Origin of the sequence: Microbacterium yannicii (genome assembly GCF_024055635.1) — a bacterium.
Taxonomy (GTDB): domain Bacteria; phylum Actinomycetota; class Actinomycetes; order Actinomycetales; family Microbacteriaceae; genus Microbacterium; species Microbacterium yannicii.
The window spans coordinates 115,382-134,567 of the sequence record NZ_JAMXMB010000003.1 but is presented as its reverse complement, the minus strand read 5'-3'; the positions used below and the strand labels follow the sequence as shown (position 1 = coordinate 134,567).

16 protein-coding genes and 1 tRNA gene are annotated in these 19,186 nt (G+C 70.8%); 4 read left to right on the top strand and 13 right to left on the bottom strand.

Translation table 11 applies throughout. The features are described from left to right. Positions 1 to 2: 2 nt before the first annotated feature. Complete coding sequence (locus NCG93_RS00900; protein ID WP_194413561.1) at positions 3 to 1,346, bottom strand: FAD-binding oxidoreductase; 1,344 nt, start codon at positions 1,344 to 1,346, stop codon at positions 3 to 5. Between the two features lie 103 nt (positions 1,347 to 1,449). Here NCG93_RS00900 and NCG93_RS00895 point away from each other — a divergent pair, with 103 nt between their 5' ends. Continuing rightward, positions 1,450 to 2,439 (top strand): SDR family oxidoreductase, encoded by a 990-nt coding sequence (locus tag NCG93_RS00895; RefSeq protein WP_194413560.1) that lies wholly within the window; start codon positions 1,450 to 1,452, stop codon positions 2,437 to 2,439. 14 nt (positions 2,440 to 2,453) lie between these two features. On the opposite strand, the gene NCG93_RS00890 is transcribed toward NCG93_RS00895, so the two are convergent. Next, on the bottom strand, positions 2,454 to 3,179 hold the full coding sequence (locus NCG93_RS00890; RefSeq protein ID WP_194413822.1) for an ABC transporter ATP-binding protein: 726 nt from the start codon (positions 3,177 to 3,179) through the stop codon (positions 2,454 to 2,456). An 80-nt stretch (positions 3,180 to 3,259) separates the two neighbouring features. After that, positions 3,260 to 4,735 carry an ABC transporter permease gene (locus NCG93_RS00885; RefSeq protein ID WP_194413559.1) on the bottom strand — a complete coding sequence of 492 codons (1,476 nt, stop codon included), beginning with the start codon at positions 4,733 to 4,735 and terminating at the stop codon, positions 3,260 to 3,262. A gap of 194 nt (positions 4,736 to 4,929) precedes the next feature. On the opposite strand from NCG93_RS00885, the gene NCG93_RS00880 reads away from it, so the two are divergent. After that, entirely contained in the window at positions 4,930 to 5,658 is a 729-nt protein-coding gene (locus tag NCG93_RS00880) for a response regulator transcription factor (protein ID WP_284444970.1), read from the top strand. 206 nt (positions 5,659 to 5,864) lie between these two features. Beyond that, on the top strand, positions 5,865 to 7,274 hold the full coding sequence (locus tag NCG93_RS00875; RefSeq protein WP_194413820.1) for a sensor histidine kinase: 1,410 nt from the start codon (positions 5,865 to 5,867) through the stop codon (positions 7,272 to 7,274). Between the two features lie 9 nt (positions 7,275 to 7,283). Here NCG93_RS00875 and NCG93_RS00870 read toward each other — a convergent pair whose 3' ends face one another. The 8 genes from NCG93_RS00870 to NCG93_RS00835 form a co-directional block, all read right to left on the bottom strand. Then, entirely contained in the window at positions 7,284 to 8,846 is a 1,563-nt protein-coding gene (locus NCG93_RS00870) for an FAD-dependent oxidoreductase (RefSeq protein WP_194413558.1), read from the bottom strand. A 4-nt stretch (positions 8,847 to 8,850) separates the two neighbouring features. Beyond that, positions 8,851 to 9,417 (bottom strand): MOSC domain-containing protein, encoded by a 567-nt coding sequence (locus tag NCG93_RS00865; protein WP_252787394.1) that lies wholly within the window; start codon positions 9,415 to 9,417, stop codon positions 8,851 to 8,853. Continuing rightward, entirely contained in the window at positions 9,414 to 10,316 is a 903-nt protein-coding gene (locus tag NCG93_RS00860) for an FAD:protein FMN transferase (protein WP_194413557.1), read from the bottom strand. The genes NCG93_RS00865 and NCG93_RS00860 overlap by 4 nt, the downstream gene beginning before the upstream one ends. A 3-nt stretch (positions 10,317 to 10,319) precedes the next feature. After that, positions 10,320 to 10,802 (bottom strand): FMN-binding protein, encoded by a 483-nt coding sequence (locus tag NCG93_RS00855; protein WP_194413556.1) that lies wholly within the window; start codon positions 10,800 to 10,802, stop codon positions 10,320 to 10,322. Between the two features lie 82 nt (positions 10,803 to 10,884). Then, complete coding sequence (locus NCG93_RS00850; RefSeq protein WP_194413555.1) at positions 10,885 to 13,707, bottom strand: HAD-IC family P-type ATPase; 2,823 nt, start codon at positions 13,705 to 13,707, stop codon at positions 10,885 to 10,887. Positions 13,708 to 13,764: 57 nt separating this feature from the next. Next, complete coding sequence (locus tag NCG93_RS00845) at positions 13,765 to 14,799, bottom strand: ribose-phosphate diphosphokinase (RefSeq protein ID WP_194413554.1); 1,035 nt, start codon at positions 14,797 to 14,799, stop codon at positions 13,765 to 13,767. Beyond that, positions 14,774 to 16,246, bottom strand: coding sequence for a bifunctional UDP-N-acetylglucosamine diphosphorylase/glucosamine-1-phosphate N-acetyltransferase GlmU (glmU, locus tag NCG93_RS00840; protein ID WP_194413553.1), 1,473 nt, complete (start codon positions 16,244 to 16,246; stop codon positions 14,774 to 14,776). The genes NCG93_RS00845 and glmU overlap by 26 nt, the downstream gene beginning before the upstream one ends. A 1-nt stretch (position 16,247) precedes the next feature. Beyond that, positions 16,248 to 16,319 (bottom strand) — tRNA-Gln (locus NCG93_RS00835). 92 nt (positions 16,320 to 16,411) lie between these two features. Here NCG93_RS00835 and NCG93_RS00830 point away from each other — a divergent pair. Then, positions 16,412 to 16,915 (top strand): MarR family winged helix-turn-helix transcriptional regulator, encoded by a 504-nt coding sequence (locus NCG93_RS00830; RefSeq protein WP_194413552.1) that lies wholly within the window; start codon positions 16,412 to 16,414, stop codon positions 16,913 to 16,915. Between the two features lie 84 nt (positions 16,916 to 16,999). Here the strand turns inward: NCG93_RS00830 and NCG93_RS00825 are convergent, their stop codons facing one another. Further along, the gene (locus NCG93_RS00825) at positions 17,000 to 18,811 is read right to left on the bottom strand and encodes an ABC-F family ATP-binding cassette domain-containing protein (protein ID WP_194413551.1); all 1,812 of its coding nucleotides are present in this window, start codon (positions 18,809 to 18,811) and stop codon (positions 17,000 to 17,002) included. 60 nt (positions 18,812 to 18,871) lie between these two features. After that, positions 18,872 to 19,174 (bottom strand): DUF427 domain-containing protein, encoded by a 303-nt coding sequence (locus NCG93_RS00820; protein ID WP_194413550.1) that lies wholly within the window; start codon positions 19,172 to 19,174, stop codon positions 18,872 to 18,874. Between the last annotated feature and the right edge of the window lie 12 nt (positions 19,175 to 19,186).

The window sequence follows — 19,186 nt, the reverse complement described above, 5'->3', positions numbered from 1 at the left end:
CGTCAGCCGGCGTCGCCGTCCGCCACGGGCTTCACGTTGTGGTTGCGGCAGAACACGTTGCCCGGATCCCACGTGTGCTTGATGGCGGCGAGACGGGCCATCGTCGCCGGCGGGTACATGCGCTGGGCGATCGCCTCGTCGGTCGACACGGTGAAGTTGCCGTAGACGCCCGACCCCTTGGCCTCGATGGCGTCCCACGCGGCGTTGGCCGCCGCGCGCCCCGCGTCGTCGAGCATCCCCGGGATGTCGAAGGCCCCCGCCATCGCGAACCACGTCGCGTCGCGCGCGGGGAAGGCGGTGTCGTCCTGGGCCACATCGGCGTAGGCGCCGCCGAGAGACCGCAGCATCACGACCGAGGCCGGATGCTGCTCCCGGAACGCGACGAGGCGATCGATCGCCTCGTCGTCGAGCACACCCAGCAGCGTGTTGCCGCCGACGAAGCCGGGCATCGGCCGCTCGGGGTCGAACTCGGGGGCCTCCATCAAGACGTCGGGGTAGTCCAGCACGCCGAAGTCCCGCTCCGTGACGCCGGGGGCATCGGCGAGCGGCGCCAGTGCTCGGCGTGCGGCGTCCTCGTCGGTGCCGGCCCAGACGGCGGTGATCGAGGCGCCCGCCGGCGCATTCGGATCCATCGCAGGCACGTCCATGTACGTGACCGTGAGGTCGCGGGGCGCGTCGGCCATGACGTCGCGCAGCACGCGCAGCACGGGGCGTGCATCGCCCTCGAGCCCGTAGACGGCGTGGACGACGCCGTCGAGCCGGTGCGCCTGGAAGTCGAACCGCGTCACGACGCCGAAGTTGCCGCCACCCCCGCGCAGAGCCCACAGCAGCTCTGGGTGCGACGTCTCGGTCACCTCCACGACATCGCCCCGCGCGGTGACCAGCTGCGCGCCCACCAGCTGGTCGGCGGCCAGTCCCCACGCCCGCACCATCCAGCCGATGCCGCCGCCGAGGGTGAGACCGCCGACGCCGACGGATGCCGTGTCGCCGGAGCTGAGCCCCAAGCCGCGTTCGGCGAGGGCGTGGGCGACGCCGCCCCAGAGGGCACCGCCGCCGACGCGCACGCGTGTTCCTTCGACGTCGACGGTGTCGAGCGCCGAGATGTCGAGGGTGAGGCCGCCAGGCACCCCGCCCCAGGCGCTGTGGCCGCCGCCCCGGATCATGATCTCGAGGCGTTCGGCGGAGGCGTAGCGGACGGCGCCGCGCACATCGTCGACGCTGGCAGCGCGGATCACGGCAGCGGGCTCGCCGATGCCGGAGTGGAAACGACGGGCTGACTCCCATTCGGAGTCGCCCGGACGGATGACGGTGCCGACGGAGCCGGCACTGAGGTCGTCGTTGCTCATGACCGCAACGCTAGGACCCGCCGCCGACATCGGGGAAGATGTTCGCCGTCAGCGAGAGGGCGTCGTCCGCCGCGACGTCCGCGTCCGGGCGTAGGCTCGCGGCGTGACGAGCATCCTCTACATCGGCGGTACCGGAACGATCAGCGCGGCGTGCGTGCGCCGCTCCGTGGCTCTCGGGCACGAGGTCGCGGTGCTCAACCGCGGCAGCGCACGGCGTCCGCTGCCGCCGCAGGTCGAGCTGATCGAGGCCGACGTGCGCGACGCCGGCGCGGTGCGCACCGCGCTCGGCGACCGCCGGTTCGATGTCGTGGCCGAGTTCCTGGCCTTCACCCCCGAGCACATCGCGACCGATCTCGAGGTGTTCGAGGGACGCACCGGGCAGTACGTGTTCATCAGCTCGGCATCCGCCTACGAGAAGCCGCCGCGCCGGATGCCGGTGACGGAGTCGACGCCGCTGCGCAACCCGTTCTGGCAGTACTCGCGCGACAAGATCGCGTGCGAGGACGTGCTCGTCGCCGCACACCGCGAGCGCGGCCTGCCGGTGACCGTTGTGCGGCCGTCGCACACCTACGACGAGCGGCTGCTGCCCACGCTCGGCGGCTGGACCGACATCGCGCGCATGCGTGCGGGGCGTCCCGTCATCGTCCACGGCGACGGCACGACCCAGTGGACCATCACGCATTCCGACGACTTCGCGGTCGCCTTCACCGGCCTGCTCGGCAATCCGGCGGCGATCGGCGAGGCGTTCACCATCACGGGGACGCACGCGCCCACCTGGAACCAGATCTACGGCTGGCTGGCCGATGCCGCCGGCGTCGACTCGCCTGACCTCGTGCACGTCGCCTCCGACACGATCGCGGTGTTCGCACCGGACCTCGGACCGACTCTCATCGGCGACAAGGCCCACTCCATGTTGTTCGACTCATCGAAGGTGACGCAGCTCGTCCCCGAGTTCCGCACCACGATCACGTTCGACGAGGGCGCCCGCCGCATCCTCGCGTACTACGACGCGCACCCCGACGAGCAGCGGGTCGACGAGGGCCGCGATGCGCTCTTCGATCGCATCGCGGCCCATGCCCGCTCGGCCGGCTGACGCCCGCCGGTCGATCAGCGGGTGATGTCGCGCACGGTGCCCCTGTCGAGCCGGAGCCGGCGCCGCGCGCGGCGTGCGACGGCCGAGTCGTGCGTGACGATGATCAGCGTGAGCCCTTCGTCGTTGAGCGCCTGCAGCACCGACAGGATCTCGTCGCGCATGCTCTCGTCCAGGTTGCCGGTGGGCTCATCGGCGAGAAGCACGCGCGGGCGCTTGACGATCGCCCGCGCGATCGCCACGCGCTGCTGCTGACCGCCCGACAGCTCGCCGGGCCGATGGTCCGCGCGCTCTGCGAGACCGACATGCGCCAGCGCCTCGGCAACGCGGCTGCCCCGTTCGTCCTTCGAGAGGCCGAGCGGTTCCAGCGCCATGTCGACGTTCTCGTGCGCCGTGAGCGTCGGGATGAGGTTGAACCCCTGGAACACGAACCCGATCTCGTGCGCGCGGATACGGCCGAGCTCACGGTTGCTCGCGGTCGCGATGTCGATCTCGCCGACGTGCACCGAGCCGGTGCTGGGGCGGTCCAGCGCGCCCAGCAGCTGCAGCAGCGTGGACTTGCCGCCGCCGGTGGGTCCTTGGATCGTGACGAAGTCCCCCGCGTCGATCGTGAGGTCGACGCCGGCGAGCGCCTTCACGACGCGGCCCTTCTGGGTATAGGTGCGGGTGACGCCCTCGAGCCGGTACTGCGCCGGGGCTGCGGCATCCGGAGCCGAGGCCGCCTCGGTGTCGATCATGGTCATGACGTGGTCTTCCCTTCTTGGAGACGGTGTCGTGGAGATGAGTTCGGGTGCAGTGAAATCGGTGCTCGACATGGGATGCCTCAGCCCACCGATCGGAGGGCTTCGGCGGGGCTCAGCCGCGCGGCACGCCAGCCGCCGAATGCGCCGGCGACGAGACCGCCCAGCACCGCGATGCCGACCGCCGCGACGACGACCCACAGCGTGACCGGTGCCTGCAGCACGATGTCGGCGCCGGTCTGCGGCATCATCGCGTTCCCGAACGGCCCGCTCCCCGCCGGCCCCTCTCCCCCGCCGCCAGGACCGAAGCTCTGCGTGGCGGGCGCCGTCGAGATCGTCGGGGCGATGACGTTGATGGCGATGATGCCGGCGAAGCCGACGACGAGGCCGGCGACACCGCCGAGGAGGCCCTGCACGACCGATTCGCCCGCCACCTGGCCGACGACGCGGCCGTTGGACCAGCCGATCGCCTTCAGCGTGCCGAACTCCCGCGTGCGGCGCGAGACGCCCGACATCGTGAACAGCACGGCAAGGACCAGTGCGACGGCGAGCACGATGAGCGACAGCCACGTGCCGAGGCTCGTGATGAGCGAGGACGCGCTCGACAGCGATCCCGACACGGTCGAGGCGAGATCGGACTGCGAGCTCACGGTGGCGTCGGGCAGCTCCTCCTGGAGCGCCGTCTGCACCGACGAGATGGCATCGGACGACTCCGCCTGCACGTACACGGTCGAGATCACGTCGCCGGCGCCCGAGAGCTCTTGGGCGACGTCGAGCGGGATGTACATGTTCGAAGCGGTGTCGGCCTCATCGGACGTCGACGCCACGAGGCCGACGATCTCGAAGTCCTGGCCGCCGACGTCGATGGTGTCCCCGACTGCCAGGCCGGCGGTCGTGGCGTATGTCGCATCGAGGACGGCGACGTACGCGCCCTCGTCGGACGCCTCGAGGCCGCGTCCGTCGCTGAGCGCCACCGCCGACAGCGGGCCCACGGCATCCGCCGACGGGTCGATGCCGAGCACCGTGAACGAGTCGACGCCGAACGAGCCGCCGCCGAAGCCGCCCCCACCGCTCTCTCCCTCGGTCTGCTGGGGCGGCTGCGCCTGGCTGGTGGCGTCGCCGGTGGCGTCGTCCGGCCTTTGCGGCAGCTCTCCCGAGAAGGTCATGTTCGTGAGGCTGAGTGCAGCGGATGCCGCGGCCACGCCGTCGATACCGGTCACCGTGTCGAGCGTCGCGGCGTCGAGGGTCGAGCGCATCGGCTCGGTCACCAGCCGCGACTGGCTGAGCTCGGTCGTGCCGTCGTCGGTGGTCTCGCCGCCGTCCTCACCGAAGTCGAACCGCGCGCCGCCTTGGCCGGGCTCGGCCTGCGCTCCCGTGACCGTCAGGTCGGTGCCGACGCCGTACACCGATTCCAGCGCCTGCGCCTGCGCGGCGCTCACGCCGGCGGCGAGCGAGTTCACGATCATCACGAGCGCGATGGCGATCGCGAGGCCGGCGGCCACGATGATCGTCTGCTTCTTGCGGCCGGCCAGCTCCCGCCGCAGATAGGTCATGTACATGGGTCTCCTCTGGGCGGGCGGAATGCCGGCCGTCGAGGGGAACGCTACGAATAGCGGTGATGCGCTCTGCAAGCAGCACTTATGAAGCGGTTATGCGTTGCCGCTTCCTCGCGCCTCGGAGGCGGCCGGGTTTTCACAGCGCGCGCATAGCGGGCGCCATAGGAACCGCATAGGAAGGCGTCCACAATGGACGCATGACCAACCCCTCACCCGCCCTGCTGCGTCCCGACGGCTCGAACCTCCGCGTGCTCGTGGTGGACGACGAGCAGATGCTCACCGACCTGCTGTCGATGGCGCTGCGGATGGAAGGGTGGGAGGTGCGGACCGCCGGCTCGGGCTTCGAGGCTCTGCAGTCCGCACGCGAGTTCGAGCCCGACGCGATGGTGCTCGACGTCATGATGCCCGACCTGGACGGGATGGCCGTGCTGCAGCGGCTGCGTCAGTCGGGCGACGACGTGCCGGTGCTGTTCCTGACCGCCAAGGACGCCGTGAGCGATCGCGTCGCCGGCCTCACCGCCGGCGGTGACGACTATGTCACGAAGCCGTTCAGCCTCGAGGAGGTCGTGGCACGGCTCCGCGGCCTCATGCGCCGGGCAGGCACCGCCCACGCCGCGGGAGCCGAGCCGATCCTGCGCGTGGGCGATCTCACCCTCAACGAGGACAGCCACGAGGTCGAGCGCTCGGGCGAGGAGATCGAGCTCACGGCGACCGAGTTCGAACTGCTGCGCTACCTCATGCGCAATCAGCGTCGCGTGGTCTCGAAGGCGCAGATCCTCGACCGTGTCTGGAACTACGACTTCGGTGGGCGCTCCAGCGTCGTCGAGCTCTACATCTCGTACCTGCGCAAGAAGATCGACGCCGGCCGCGAACCCCTCATCCACACCGTGCGCGGCGTCGGCTACATGATCAAGGCGCCCCAGTGACCGACGAGCCCCGCGCGCAGGCTCCCGGGAAGAACGGGACGGATGCCGCGCCGGACGCAACCGCGCCCACCGACGCGTCTCCACTCGGGGACGGCGGCGATGCAGGGTCCGGCTCGACCGGCGCCGACGCGAAGGTCGCCCGGCGCGCACCGTGGACGCTGCAGCGGAAGCTCATCGTGACGGTGGTGGCCATCACCTCCTTCATCATGGTGCTCGTGGCGGTGGCGACCAGCGCGATCCTCAGCCAGGTGCTGGAGCAGCAGCTCAACGACAACGTGCAGTCGGCGGCGCGACGGTCATCGATCGTGCTGGCGCAAGCAGGGGCGAGCGGTCTGACTGCCGAGGAGATCCTGACCCAGCAGCCGCAGCCACCGGGTTATTTCCTGGCGATCCAGACCCTTCCCCACGTCCCGACCGCCGCGGTGATGACCACCCAAGGCGTCGTCGAGTTGGATGCCGACGAGATCGACAAGATCAGCGAGAGCCTGAATGGCCAGAGCGATCAGCTCGTCGTGACTGTCGAGGACCGCGGAACCTACCGCGTGGAACCCGTACGGGCAGGTGCGACGTACGCCCTCGTCGGGCTGTCCAGAGATGACGTCGCCGTGACTCTCACGCGGATGCTCATCACGATCGGCCTCCTCACCGCCGGCGGTCTGCTCCTGCTCGCCGTGGCCACGGCCTGGACCATTCGCCGCGGCCTCGCACCCCTGCGTGCTGTCGCCGACACGGCGGCCCGCGTGTCGACGCAGCGGCTCGACCAGGGCGAGGTCACCATCGCCGAGCGGGTACCCGCCCGCCAGGCCGACCCGCGCACCGAGGTCGGCCGCGTGGGCGAAGCGCTGAACACGCTCCTCGATCACGTCGACGAGTCGCTCACCGCCCGCCAGCGCAACGAGGAGCGCATGCGCGCATTCGTTGCCGATGCGAGCCACGAGTTGCGCACGCCGCTCTCGTCGATCCGCGGCTACAGCGAGCTGTCGCTGAAGGCCCTCAGCCGTGCCCCTCGACTAGCTCGGGGACCGGAAGCGGCGACCATCGAGACCACCGAGGCGTCGCTCGAGCGCATCCAGGCGCAGTCGCTGCGCATGACGTCGCTCGTCGAGGACCTGCTGCTGCTGGCGCGCCTCGACGAGGGGCAGGAGCTCGTCTACGGCACCGTGGACCTGACGCGGCTCGTGATCGACGCCGTGGGCGATGCGCGGCCCACCGGGCCCGACCACGAGTGGGTGCTCGAGGTGGGCGATGAGCCCGTGCTCGTCGCCGGCGACACCGGACGGCTGCACCAGGTGGCCGCCAACCTCCTGGCCAACGCCCGCACGCACACGCCCGCGGGCACCACGGTCACCGTGAGCGTCGCCCGTGACGACGGCACGGCGGTCCTTCGGGTCCACGACGACGGTCCTGGCATCGATCCGTCGATCAGGGACGAGCTGTTCGAGCGCTTCTCGCGCGCCGACCGCTCGCGGGCGCGACAGACCGGCGGCACCGGCCTGGGCCTCTCGATCGCCCGTGCCATCGTCGATGCCCATGGCGGCAGCATCCGTGTCGACAGCGCACCCGGAGACACGACGTTCGAGGTGCGTCTGCCGGCTCGCCCGGCCGACCCGGCGTGAGCGCCGGGGTCAATAGCCGCTGAAGGCGTCCGTCGTGATCGAGCGCGCGCGCTCGAGCGCCGGCGCCAGATCGGCGATCAGCGCCGCCGGGCCCGAGATGTACGCGTGACGCGATGAGATGTCCGGCACGACGCGCAGGAGGCCGTCGGCATCGAGGCGCACGCCCTTCGCCCACGTCCAGTGGTCGGGGAGGTCGGCGGGGCGATCGCGGGTGAACACGATGACGCGGGCTCCGGATGCCGCGATCTCGTCGCGGTACGCCAGCTCTGAGGAGTCCGACGCGACGTAGACGAGCACGATGTCCCGGTCGAGGCCCGACGCCTGTGCGTGGCGCAGCTGCGACACGAACGGCGTGACGCCGATGCCTGCGGCCACCATCAGGATCGGCGCCGCATCGCGCTTGGGCAGCAGGAAATCGCCCCAGACGCCGGTGATGGCGAGCGCGTCGCCCGGCTCCACCTCGGCGAGCGCCTTCTTGTACGAGCTCTGCGCCTTGGTGGTCTTGCCCTCCTTGAACGCGACCTTCAAGAGGGGCAGGTCTTCCGGTGCCGACGCGATGCTGAACTCGCGTCGCGTGCCGCGGGCGTCCGGGTGGCGATGAGGCACCTCGAGCTCGAGGTACTGGCCGGGAAGGAACGCGAGCCGGTCGTGCACCCGGAACGTGAGCTCCTGAACGTTCGGCGTGGGCTCCGCGCGCGACACGAGGGTGAGGCGCACCGCCGTGCGCACCGCGAAGGCGAACGCGACGAGGTTGCCGACGAGGAGGGCACGCTCCTGGCCGAGCGTGATGTCGCCGAGCGGGATGGGCCACCCGGCCAGCACGCCGACCACCGTGGCAACGGTCAGCTGCTGCCAGCGGCGGGGCGGGAGCGTGAGCGGTTCGGAGAGCATGAACGCGCCGAGGAAGAGGAACGGCGACGACCAGAGGATCGGCCAGAGCAGGTCGAGCGCATCGATCTCCAGGCCGGCGGATTGGTACTGCGCCGCGGTGCGGAAGACCGCGACCGCCACCGCGAAGACCAGGAACACCGCGACGATGCGCAGCTTCTCGGTGCGCACCAGCACGGCGAGGCCCAGGAGGATGACCGGTGCGGCGAGTGCCGGGGTGCCGACCCACCAGGAAGACGCGCCGAGATCCGGCCACACCAGGCTCAGCAGGGTCAGCACGGTGGCACCCACCGCCGCCGGGTTGAAGATGTGGCGTCCACGCCACGCGAGCACGTACTTCGACAGCGAGGCGACCGCAGCCGCGATCACGATCCCGAGGAGTCCCACGAGCTCGAGCGTCGGCCGCAGCACGAACAGCAGGATGTGCGCCGTGATGAGCGACGATTCCAGGCGCCAGGGCAGGTTGAGCACCCGCTGGGCCGCGGCATCCACCCCCACGCACACGGCCGAGAGCACCGCGAGGGTCACGACGAGCTGCAGGGGGTCAGGGCCGACGAGGCCGAAGAACGACAGCAGCAATGCCACGACGGCGAGCGCAGCGAGCGCGAAGTACACCAGGCGGTACATCGACAGGCGGCCGAGCACCGCGAAGATGCGGTTCCAGACGGCGGTGAGGGTTCCCATGCGCTCAGACCGGCTGCAGGGGCTCGGGGCGGCCGGCAGGGGGAATGACGCGGATGTCGTCGCCCGGGCGCACGACGCCGCCCTCGAAGATGACCGACATGACGCCGGCGAGGCGCACGGTCGCGCCGGTGTCATCGAGGTGGACGAGCTCCTTCATCAGCCCTTCGGAGATGCCGTCGATCTGGACGCACGGGTTGCGCAGACCGGTGATCTCGACCACGGCCTCCGCGCCGAGAGCGAGTCGTGTGCCGCGCGAGAGTCCGAGCAGATCGATGCCGGCGGTGGTGACATTCTCACCCAGCGCCCCGGCGTGCACCTCGTGACCGCGTTCGGCCATGTCGTCGAACAGCTCGGCGTGGATCAGGTGCACCTGGCGGAGATTGGGCGTCGTCGGGTCGCGTCGGATGCGGGACAGGTGCTGCACGGTGGTGCCGGCGTGGGCATCGCCTTCGACGCCGATGCCGGCGATGAGGGTGATGCTCTCGCGCGTCGGCTTGCTGAAGCGATGCGCGTCGTCGCGTGCCACCGCGACGACGTGTCCGGCGAGGGGTTCGGGGCGAGGGTCGGTCACTGCTCCAGGCTATTCGGTCGAACGAACAGGTCGGCGCGGCAGCCCGGAGACCACTCGACGCGGCCATCCGTCGTCATACGCACCCACTCGACGCCCCACTCGTGGGCGAGGCGGGGGCCGCCGTCGAAGAACAGCGCCGTCGCGACGGCGTCGGCCGTCATCGCGTCTGCCGCCACGGCCCACGTCGCGGCGATCGCCCGCACCGGCTGCCCGGTGCGGGCATCGAGTACGTGGTGCAGGGTGGTGGATCCCGTCGCCGACGGCCACGAGCGCCGGTTGACCGCGGACGCGCAGAGCGCGGCATCCGTCACCTCCCACACGCCGATGGCGCGACGCGGATCGAAGGGATGCTCGAGCCCGATGCGCTGCGGCCGCCCACGCACCGCGAGATCGCCGCCGGCGTCCACCGTGATGTCGCCCGTCACGGTGGACGTGAGGGTGCCGAGGACGAGGTCGACGAGGCGGCCCTTGCCGAGGGCGCCCACGTCGATCGTCGTCGGCTCGCTGAGCGCGAGGAGCCCGTCCCGCCAGGTCAGCAGCTGCTGCCATCCGGCGGGCGCGGGGGCCGGCTCGCGATCACGGAGTGTGTACGCGGCGTCGTAGCCGAGGGCGTCGAGCGATCCCCCGACGAGCGGGTTGACGGCCCCTGCCGTCGCGGCTGACAGCGCCGCCAAGGCCTCCAGCATCGGAACGGCATCCGGCGGCGCGGGCACGGCCCCTCCCGTCCGCGCCAGCGCGCTCACCACCGAGTCGGTGCGGAATCGCGACCATTCGCGATCGAAGTCGTCGATGCGGGCGGCGACCTCGTCACGCACCGTCGCCGGCAGACGATGCTCGGTGACGATCTCCCATGTCGTGCCGATGGCGTCGAAGCGCCAGGAGTCCGGCGCCGCGCTCACGGCCTACTTCGCCGCCTCGGACTTGATGGTCTCGATGGCGTCGTTGAAGCCGCCGCTGGTGAGCGACGATCCCGCCACGCGGCTGACCTGGATGTCGTCGATGTCGTGCCCGACGACGACGTCGGCGATCCCGCCGATGAACTGGCCCTGGAACTGCTCCGACTCGCGCTTCTGCGGGTCGCCGGCGACTTTGACGGTCGTGATGACGTCGTCCTCGAGGGTCACGGTGACCGCGATCGTCTCGACCGACTCGGGCGTCGCATACGAGCCGTCGGCCGTGTACGTGCCGTCGGCGTACGAGCCGGAGCCGGACGCGCCTGTGCCGGTGCCGTCCGAGGTGCCCGTGGTCTCGGAGGCCTCCGGCGTGGCCGGCTCTTCGGCCTCGGAGGCCTGCGGCGCGCAGCCGGCGAGGAGGGCGATGCCGGCGGCGGCGGTCAGCGCCGCTCCGGCTCGGACGGGGCGGGAAGCGAGTGCGGTGCGGATCATGACGGTCCTCCTGGCTCGGGTCGGCTCGGGTCGGTGCGGATGGCGACGCCGGAGCGTCTGGGAGAGATCCTGCCAACGACTCCTATGAGCCGGCTTCGAGCGTGTCGATCGCAGGTGATGAGCCGGCCCGCGCCCGCAGCACCGCCTTGAGCGCCTCGACCGCGAGGAAGATGCCGATCGACACCACGATGGGGAGGATCCAGGATGCCGCGGCCAGCGGCCGCGAGTCGAACAGCAGGTTCATGAACGGCACGTACGTGTAGATCACCTGCAGCACGATGAGCGCGATGGCCGACCACCACACCGCTCGGTTGCCGCGCAGCACGTCGAGAGTGAGACTCGAGCGGCTCAGGAACCGGCAGTTGAACAGGTAGGCGAGCTGTCCGAGCGCCAGCATGAGCACCGCCTCGGTGCGCGCCACCTCGATGTCGGCGCCGGTGGCGACGACGCCGTAGAAGACGCCCATCGCGGCGCCGCCGATGACGAGCGACACCACCAGTACGAAGCCGAGCTCGCGGCGATCGATGATCGGTCCCCCGGTGGCGCGCGGCGGCCGGCGCATGATGCCGCGCTCGGCCGGCTCGTACGCGAGTGCGAGGGAGAGCGTCACCGCCGTCACCATGTTGACCCACAGCACCTGCACGCTCGTGATGGGCAGCGCGAGTCCGAACAGGACGGCGACGAGGATCACGAGCGACTGCGCCCCGTTGGTGGGAAGCAGGAACACGATCGACTTGCGCAGGTTGTCGTAGATGCGACGGCCCTCGGCGATCGCGCCGCGGATCGTCGCGAAGTTGTCGTCGGCCAGCACGAACTCGGCGGCCTCCTTGGTCGCCTCGGTGCCCTTGATGCCCATCGCGATGCCGACGTCGGCCCGCGTCAGCGCGGGAGCGTCGTTGACGCCGTCGCCGGTCATCGCGACCACCTCGCCGTGCGACTGCAGCGCGCGCACGATGCGGATCTTGTGCTCGGGACTCGTGCGCGCGTACACGTCGACGTCGCGCACGACCTCGCGCAGCTGCTCCTGCGTCAGGGCCTCGAGCTCCGCGCCGGTCAGCACCTCCGCGTCAGCGCTCGCGAGTCCCATCTCGTGCGCGATGGCGAGGGCGGTGCCGGCGTGGTCGCCGGTGATCATCTTCACCCGGATGCCGGCGGTGTGGCAGTCCGCGATGGCCTCGACCGCTTCCGGCCGAGGCGGGTCGACGATGCCCCACAGGCCGATGAACTCGAGGTCGATGAGGTCGTCGAGCGCGAACTCCTCCGTCGTCGGCCGCACCGGCTTGCGCGCCGCCGCGAGCACACGCAGTCCCTGTGAGCTCAGCCTCTCGATCGCCGCGTTCCAGCGGACGAGGTCGAGGGGCTCGGATCCGTCGGCGCCGCGCTGTGTGAGCGAGCGCTCAAGGAGGCGGTCGGGTGCACCCTTGACGAGGATCGCCCGCGAGACCTCGCCCGCGGCACCACCGGATCGGGCTCCCTCGTTGAGGGTCGCCATGAGCTTGTTGGCGGAGTCGAACGGGATGACGGCTACCCGGCGGCCCCCGGCACTGCCCACGCCGCCCTTCATCGCGACGACTTTCAGGGCGCCCTCCGTCGGCTCGCCCACCAGGCTCCACGCGCCGTCGTCGCCGCGGACGATGTGTGCGTCGTTGCAGAGGGTCGCGATCGCCAGCAGCGCCGCCAGGTCGCCGCGGTCGGTCGGCGCGCCGGCCTCGACGGCGGCGGACCCCGCGCCGGCGCCCGCGCCCGCGCCCGCGCGGACGATCTCGCCCTCGGGCACGTAGCCGAGCCCGGTGACGTCGTACTCGGCGAGCGGTGTCACGATGTGCCGCACGGTCATCTCGTTGCGGGTGAGCGTGCCCGTCTTGTCGGAGCACACGGTGGTCACCGAGCCGAGCGCCTCCACCGCGGGAAGCTTCCGGGTGATGGCGTTGTGGCGGGCCATCTGCTGCACGCCGATCGCGAGCGTGATCGTCACGAGTGCCGGCAGCCCCTCGGGGATCGCCGCCACCGCGAAGCCGATGGCCGCCGAGATGAGCTCGGGATACGGCATCCCGTGCACGAAACGCCCGATCAACATCATGATGGCGGCCATCGCCAGGATCACGACAGTGAGCACGCGGCCGAAGCTGTCCAGCTGCCGGGTCAGTGGGGTGGCCAGCGACTCGGCTTCGTCGGCGAGGCTCTGGATGCGGCCGAGCTCGGTGTCGGATCCGGTCGCGGTCACGAGCCCCCGGCCCTGGCCGGCGCTCACGATGGTGCCCGAGAACGCCATCGAACCACGGTCGCCGACGCCCGCCTCGGGCGCCGCCGGGTCGGTGGTCTTCGACGACGGGACGGACTCCCCGGTCAGCGCCGCTTCGTCGATGCGCAGCTGGAACGCCTGCAGCAGCCGCAGGTCGGCCGGCACCTTGTCGCCGGGCATGAGCCGCACGACATCGCCGGGAACCAGGTCGGCGGCCGGCACGGTGACCCAGCCGCCGTCGCGCCGCGCGCTGGCATCGGCCGACAGCATCCCGCGGATGCCGGCGAGTGCCTTCTCGGCCCGCCCCTCCTGGATGTAGCCGATCACCGCGTTGATGATCGCGACGACCATGATCACCCAGAAGTCGAGCCAGTCCCCCATGAGCGCCTTGATGACGGCGGCGCCCAGCAGGATGTAGATCAGGGTGTCGTTGAAGTGGGCCAGAAAGCGCAGCACAGCCGGCTTGCGCGCCGGCTCGGGCAGGCGGTTGGGACCTGCGATCTCGAGACGTGCCGCAGCGTCCGCGGCGTCCAGTCCCCCGGCGTCAGCCTCGAGATGCTCCAGCACCTCGTCGACCGGCAGCGCCCACGGACGCGCGACGGTCAGGCGCGCCTGGGTCAACGATGCGGAATCGAGCGGTGCGGGGTTCGGCGGCTGCGTCATGGATGCTTCGTCCTTCCGTCGCCGCCGCGGTGCCGGTGCTCCGACCCGGTGCCGGCGTCAGGCCGCCCCGTCGAACATGCTGGTGACGGAGCCGTCTTCGAACACTTCGTGGATCGCGCGTGCGAGCAGTGGCGCGATAGGGAGAATCGTAAGGCTCGGGAACCGCTTCTCGTCGGGGATCGGCACCGTGTCGGTCACGACGACCTCGTCGATCGCCGGGCTCTGCAGCCGCGTCGCCGCCGGATCGCTGAAGATCGCGTGCGTCGCGGCCACGATCACCTTGGTCGCACCGTTGGCCTTCAGCGCCTCGGCCGCCTTCACGATCGTGCCGCCGGTGTCGATCATGTCGTCGACCAGCAGGCAGACGCGACCGTCGACCGCGCCGACGATCTCGTTGACGGTGACCTGGTTGGCGACATTCGGGTCCCGGCGCTTGTGGATGATCGCCAGTGGCGCGCCCAGGCTGTCGGACCACTGATCGGCGACGCGCACGCGCCCGGTGTCGGGTGAGACCACGGTGAGGCGCGCGCGGTCGGCTTCGCTGAGCGTGTTCTCGAAGTACTCCAGCAGCACGGGCTTGGCGAACAGGTGGTCGACGGGGCCGTCGAAGAAGCCCTGGATCTGCGCGGCGTGCAGGTCGACGCTCATGATCCGGTCGGCGCCGGCCGTCTTGAAGAGGTCGGCGACGAGCCGGGCGCTGATCGGCTCGCGGCCGCGGCCCTTCTTGTCCTGTCGCGAGTAGGGGAAGTAGGGCGCGACGACGGTGATGCGCTTGGCGGACGCCCGCTTGGCGGCGTCGAGCATGATGAGGGTCTCCATCATCCACTCGTTGACCGGTGGGCCGAAGCTCTGGATGAGGAAGAGGTCGCAGCCGCGGATCGAGACCTCGAATCGCGTCAGGATCTCGCCCGACGCGAAGGTGCGGTACTCGGTCGGGACCAGCTCCGTGCTCAGCTGCTCGGCGACCTGCGCCGCGAGCTCGGGGTGCGAGCTGCCGCGCGCGATGACGAGCCGTTTCTTCGTCTTGGCGACGAGTCCGGGGGCGATGTCGTTCGCCCGGTCGAGTTCAACGGTCTTCTTCTTGCGCGCCATCGTCCGCCTTCTGTGCGCTGCGGGCCTTGGCGGCGACGTCCGCCGCTCCGGTACCCGGTCTGTTCTTCTCGACCCAACCCTCGACGTTGCGCTGAGGGGCGACGCTGAGAGCGAGAGCACCGGCCGGCACATCCTTGCGGATGACCGCCCCCGCCCCCGTCTTCGCGCCGTCTCCGATCCTAACGGGCGCCACGAAGACGTTATGCGAGCCGGTGTGCACTTCGTCCCCGATCTCGGTGGGGTGCTTGGCCAGGTCGTCGTAATTGGCGGTGATCGCACCGGCGCCCAGATTGACGCCGCGGCCGATGGTGGTGTCTCCGATGTACGACAGATGGGGCACCTTGCTCGATTCGCCGATCGTGGAGTTCTTCGTCTCGACGAAGGTGCCGATCTTGCCGCGGTCGCCGAGGTACGTGCCCGGCCGGAGGTAGGCGAAGGGGCCCACAGTCGCCTTCGCGCCGATGACGGCGAGGGTCGCGTCGGTGCGGGTGACCGTGGCGTCCTCGCCCACCTCGCAGTCGACCAGGCTCGTGTCGGGGCCGACCGTGGCGCCCGACGCGATCGTCGTCGCGCGCAGGATGTGGGTGTTCGGGAGCACCGTGACGTCGGGGGCGAGCGTCGCTGTGACGTCGATCCACGTCGTCGCGGGGTCCAGGATGGTCGCGCCTTCCAGCTGCCAGCGACGCACCGTGCGCGCGTTGAGCAGGCGCGCGGCCTCGGACAGCTGCACGCGGTCGTTGACGCCGAGCGCGGCCACCGCATCCGGAGCGGTCAGCGCCGCCACGGCGAGGCCGTCGCCGCGCAGCAGTGCCACGACGTCGGTCAGATACTTCTCCCCCTGCGCGTTCGCGGTTCCGACGAGCGCCAGTTGCGTGCGAAGCGCCGCCGCCTGGAAGACGTAGACGCCCGCGTTGATCTCGGAGACGGATGCCTCGTCCGCCGTCGCATCCTTCTGCTCGACGATCCGCGCCACCGCGCCGTCGGCGTCGCGGATGACACGGCCGTACCCGGTCGCATCATCGAGCGCCGCGCTGAGCACCGTCGCGGCGACGGCGCCGTCGCGGTGGCCGCGCAGGAGGGCGGCGAGGGTGTCGGCCTCGAGGAGCGGCACGTCGCCGCTCAGCACCAGGACATCGCCCACGAAGTCGTCGAGGGCGTCGAGGGCCATCTCGACGGCGCGGCCTGTTCCCGGGATCTCGTCCTGGTCGACCACGATGACGCCCGGTGCGGCATCCACGACGGCTCCTGCGACCAGGTCCCGCTCGTGCCGGACGACCACCACCACGCGCTCCGGCGCGAGGGCGAGCGCGTGGTCGAGCACGTGCCCCACCAGCGGGCGGCCGCCGATCCGGTGCAGCACCTTCGGCAGTGACGACTTCATGCGGGTGCCCTGGCCGGCGGCGAGGACGATGACGGCGAGAGCGCTGTCGCGGGGGGTGTCGATCATGCTCCGCCGCCAGGACTCGAACCTGGGCCTCACAGCTCCAAAGGCTGTCGTGCTGCCATTACACCACGGCGGACCACGGCGTTCCGAGGTGCCGGGAGCCGCCCGTCAAGTCTGCCAGACGGTGCCACCTGCTTCGGGCGGGACGGCTGCCCCGATAATGGGGGGATGACGGGGCAGAGCGACGAGGTGGACCGCATCGTCGAGGCGTGGACGACGCAGCGCCCCGACCTCGACTTCTCGCCCCTCGGCGTGCTCTCGCGCGTCGATCGGCTGTCGCGTCATCTCGACCGTGCCCGGCGCGACGCATTCCGCCGCAGCGAGCTCGAGCCGTGGGAGTGGGACGTGCTGTCGGCCCTGCGACGCGCCGGCGAGCCGTTTCAGCTCAGCCCGAAGCAGCTCCTCCAGCAGACCCTGGTGTCGAGCGGCACGATGACCAACCGCATCGATCGTCTGGTGGGCCGCCGGCTCGTGCGCCGCGAGGCCGATCCGGACGACGGCCGCAGCGTCCTGGTCACCCTCACCGACGAGGGGAAGATCCGGGTCGATGCTGCGATCACGCGTCTCGTCGACGCCGAGGCGCTGCTGCTCGAGACGCTCTCGCGCGGCGATCGCGAGCGCCTCGCCGGCCTGCTGCGCAAGCTCAGCCTCGGCTTCGACACGACGCCGTGAAAGCGTCGGGCTCAATCGAGCAGATCAGCGCACCCAGCCGCGGATCTCGCCGATTCTGCCCGGATCTTTCACGCCCCGTCGGGCTCAGCCGAGCTGCTCGGTGAGCTCGAACCAGCGCTCCTCGACCGCGTCGCGCTCGTTCTCGAGCCCGGTGATCCGTGCCATCTCAGCGCCCAGGCCGACGTAGTCCGACTGATCGTGGTCGGCGAGCGCGACGCGCGCCGCGCCGATCTGCGACTCGAGCTTCTCCAGACGCCGTTCGAGCGCAGACACCTCCTTCTGCGCGGCGCGCAGCTCGGCGCCCGACAGCGCGGGCGAGGCCGACGCCGAGGCCGCGGCATCCGTCCCGCTCGTGCGCTTCGTCTCGTCGCGCTCGCTCAGCGAGCGGGCCCTGAGCCGCAGGTACTCGTCGACCCCGCCCGGGAGGTGGCGAAGGTGTCCGTCGAGGATCGCGTATTGCTGATCGGTGACCCGCTCGATGAAGTACCGATCGTGCGACACGACGAGGAGCGTGCCCGGCCAGGAGTCCAGCAGGTCCTCGATGGCGGCGAGCATGTCGGTGTCGAGGTCGTTGGTCGGCTCGTCGAGGATGAGCACGTTCGGCTGCTCGAGGAGGATGAGCAGCAGCTGCAGCCGTCGTTTCTGACCGCCGGACAGGTCTTTCACCGGCGTCGAGAGCTGGGCGCTCTGGAAGCCCATGCTCTCCAGGAGCTGGCCCGGCGTGAGCTCCTGGGCCTTCGATCCGGCGCCGAACGTGTACGTCGTGCGCAGACGGGAGATGACGATGCGGACCGGATCGTTGAGGTGCTCCTCGAGTTCGTCGAGGCGCTGCGTGAGCGTGGCGACCTTCACGGTCTTGCCGCGCTTGACGCGTCCGGCGGTCGGCTCGACATCGCCCGACACCAGCCCGAGCAGGGTCGACTTGCCCGCGCCGTTGACGCCGAGGATGCCGGTGCGCTCGCCGGGGGCGATCCGCCACTCGACCGGATGCAGCACCTCGCGCCCGTCATATGCCACTGCGGCGTCGAGAAGGTCGACCACGTCCTTGCCGAGGCGCGAGACCGCGAGCGAGCGCAGTTCGGTCGCGTCGCGGATCTCGGGCACGTCGGCGATGAGGTCGTTCGCGGCGTCGATGCGGAACTTCGGCTTCGACGTGCGCGCCGGTGCGCCGCGGCGCAGCCACGCCAGCTCTTTGCGGGCGAGGTTCTGCCGGCGCTGTTCGATGACGGCGGACTGGCGGTCACGCTCGACCCGCTGCAGGATGTAGGCCGCGTAGCCGCCCTCGAACGGCTCGACGATGCGGTCGTGCACCTCCCAGGTGGTGTTGCACACCTCGTCCAGGAACCAGCGGTCATGCGTCACGACCAGCAGCCCGCCCTGGTTCGCCGGCCATCGCCCCTTGATGTGCGCGGCGAGCCACGAGATCGCCTCGACGTCCAGGTGGTTCGTGGGCTCGTCGAGGAAGAGCACGTCGTGGTCGCCCACCAGCAGCGTGGCGAGCGACACGCGCCGCCGCTGACCGCCCGACAGCCCGGCTACCGGCCCGTCCCACGGGAGGTCGCCCAGCAGCCCGGCGATCACATCCCGCGCCCGGGGATCGCCGGCCCACTCGTGGTCGGGACGATCCCCGACGACGGTCTGGTGCACCGTGAGCGTGTCGTCGAGCGTGTCGGCCTGGTCGAGCACTCCGACACGGATGCCGCCACGCACCGTCACCCGGCCGCCATCGGGCTCCAGCCGGCCGGCGAGCATCGCCAGCAGGCTCGACTTGCCGTCGCCGTTGCGGCCGACGACGCCGATGCGATCGCCCTCGTCGATGCCGAGCGAGACCCGGTCGAAGACGACCTTCGTCGGGAACTCCAGGTGCAGGGCCTCGGCCCCCAGAAGATGTGCCATGTCCCCTCCAGGCTAGGCGAGCCGGAGGGGCCCGCCGCGCGTCGGGTGCGCGGCGACCGCTCAGTCGGCGATCTGGACGGCGCGGTCGAACGCGACGTAGCCCGAGAAATCGGCCCCCACACGCGTCACGGCGCTCGAGTGCGGCCTCGGATACGACCAGGCGCGATCGGTGTGCTCGTGCTCGCCGACGCGCACGCTGAAGTACTGCGCCTCGCCCTTCCACGGGCAGGTGTAAGGCGTCGCGCTCTCGATCAGGGCGCCCTTCGCGACCGCGACCGGCGGCCAGTACCAGTTGCCCTCGATGCGGACAAGGTCGTCCTTGTCCGCCTCGGCGATCACCACGCCGTTCAGCACAGCCTTCACGATTCCTCCAGG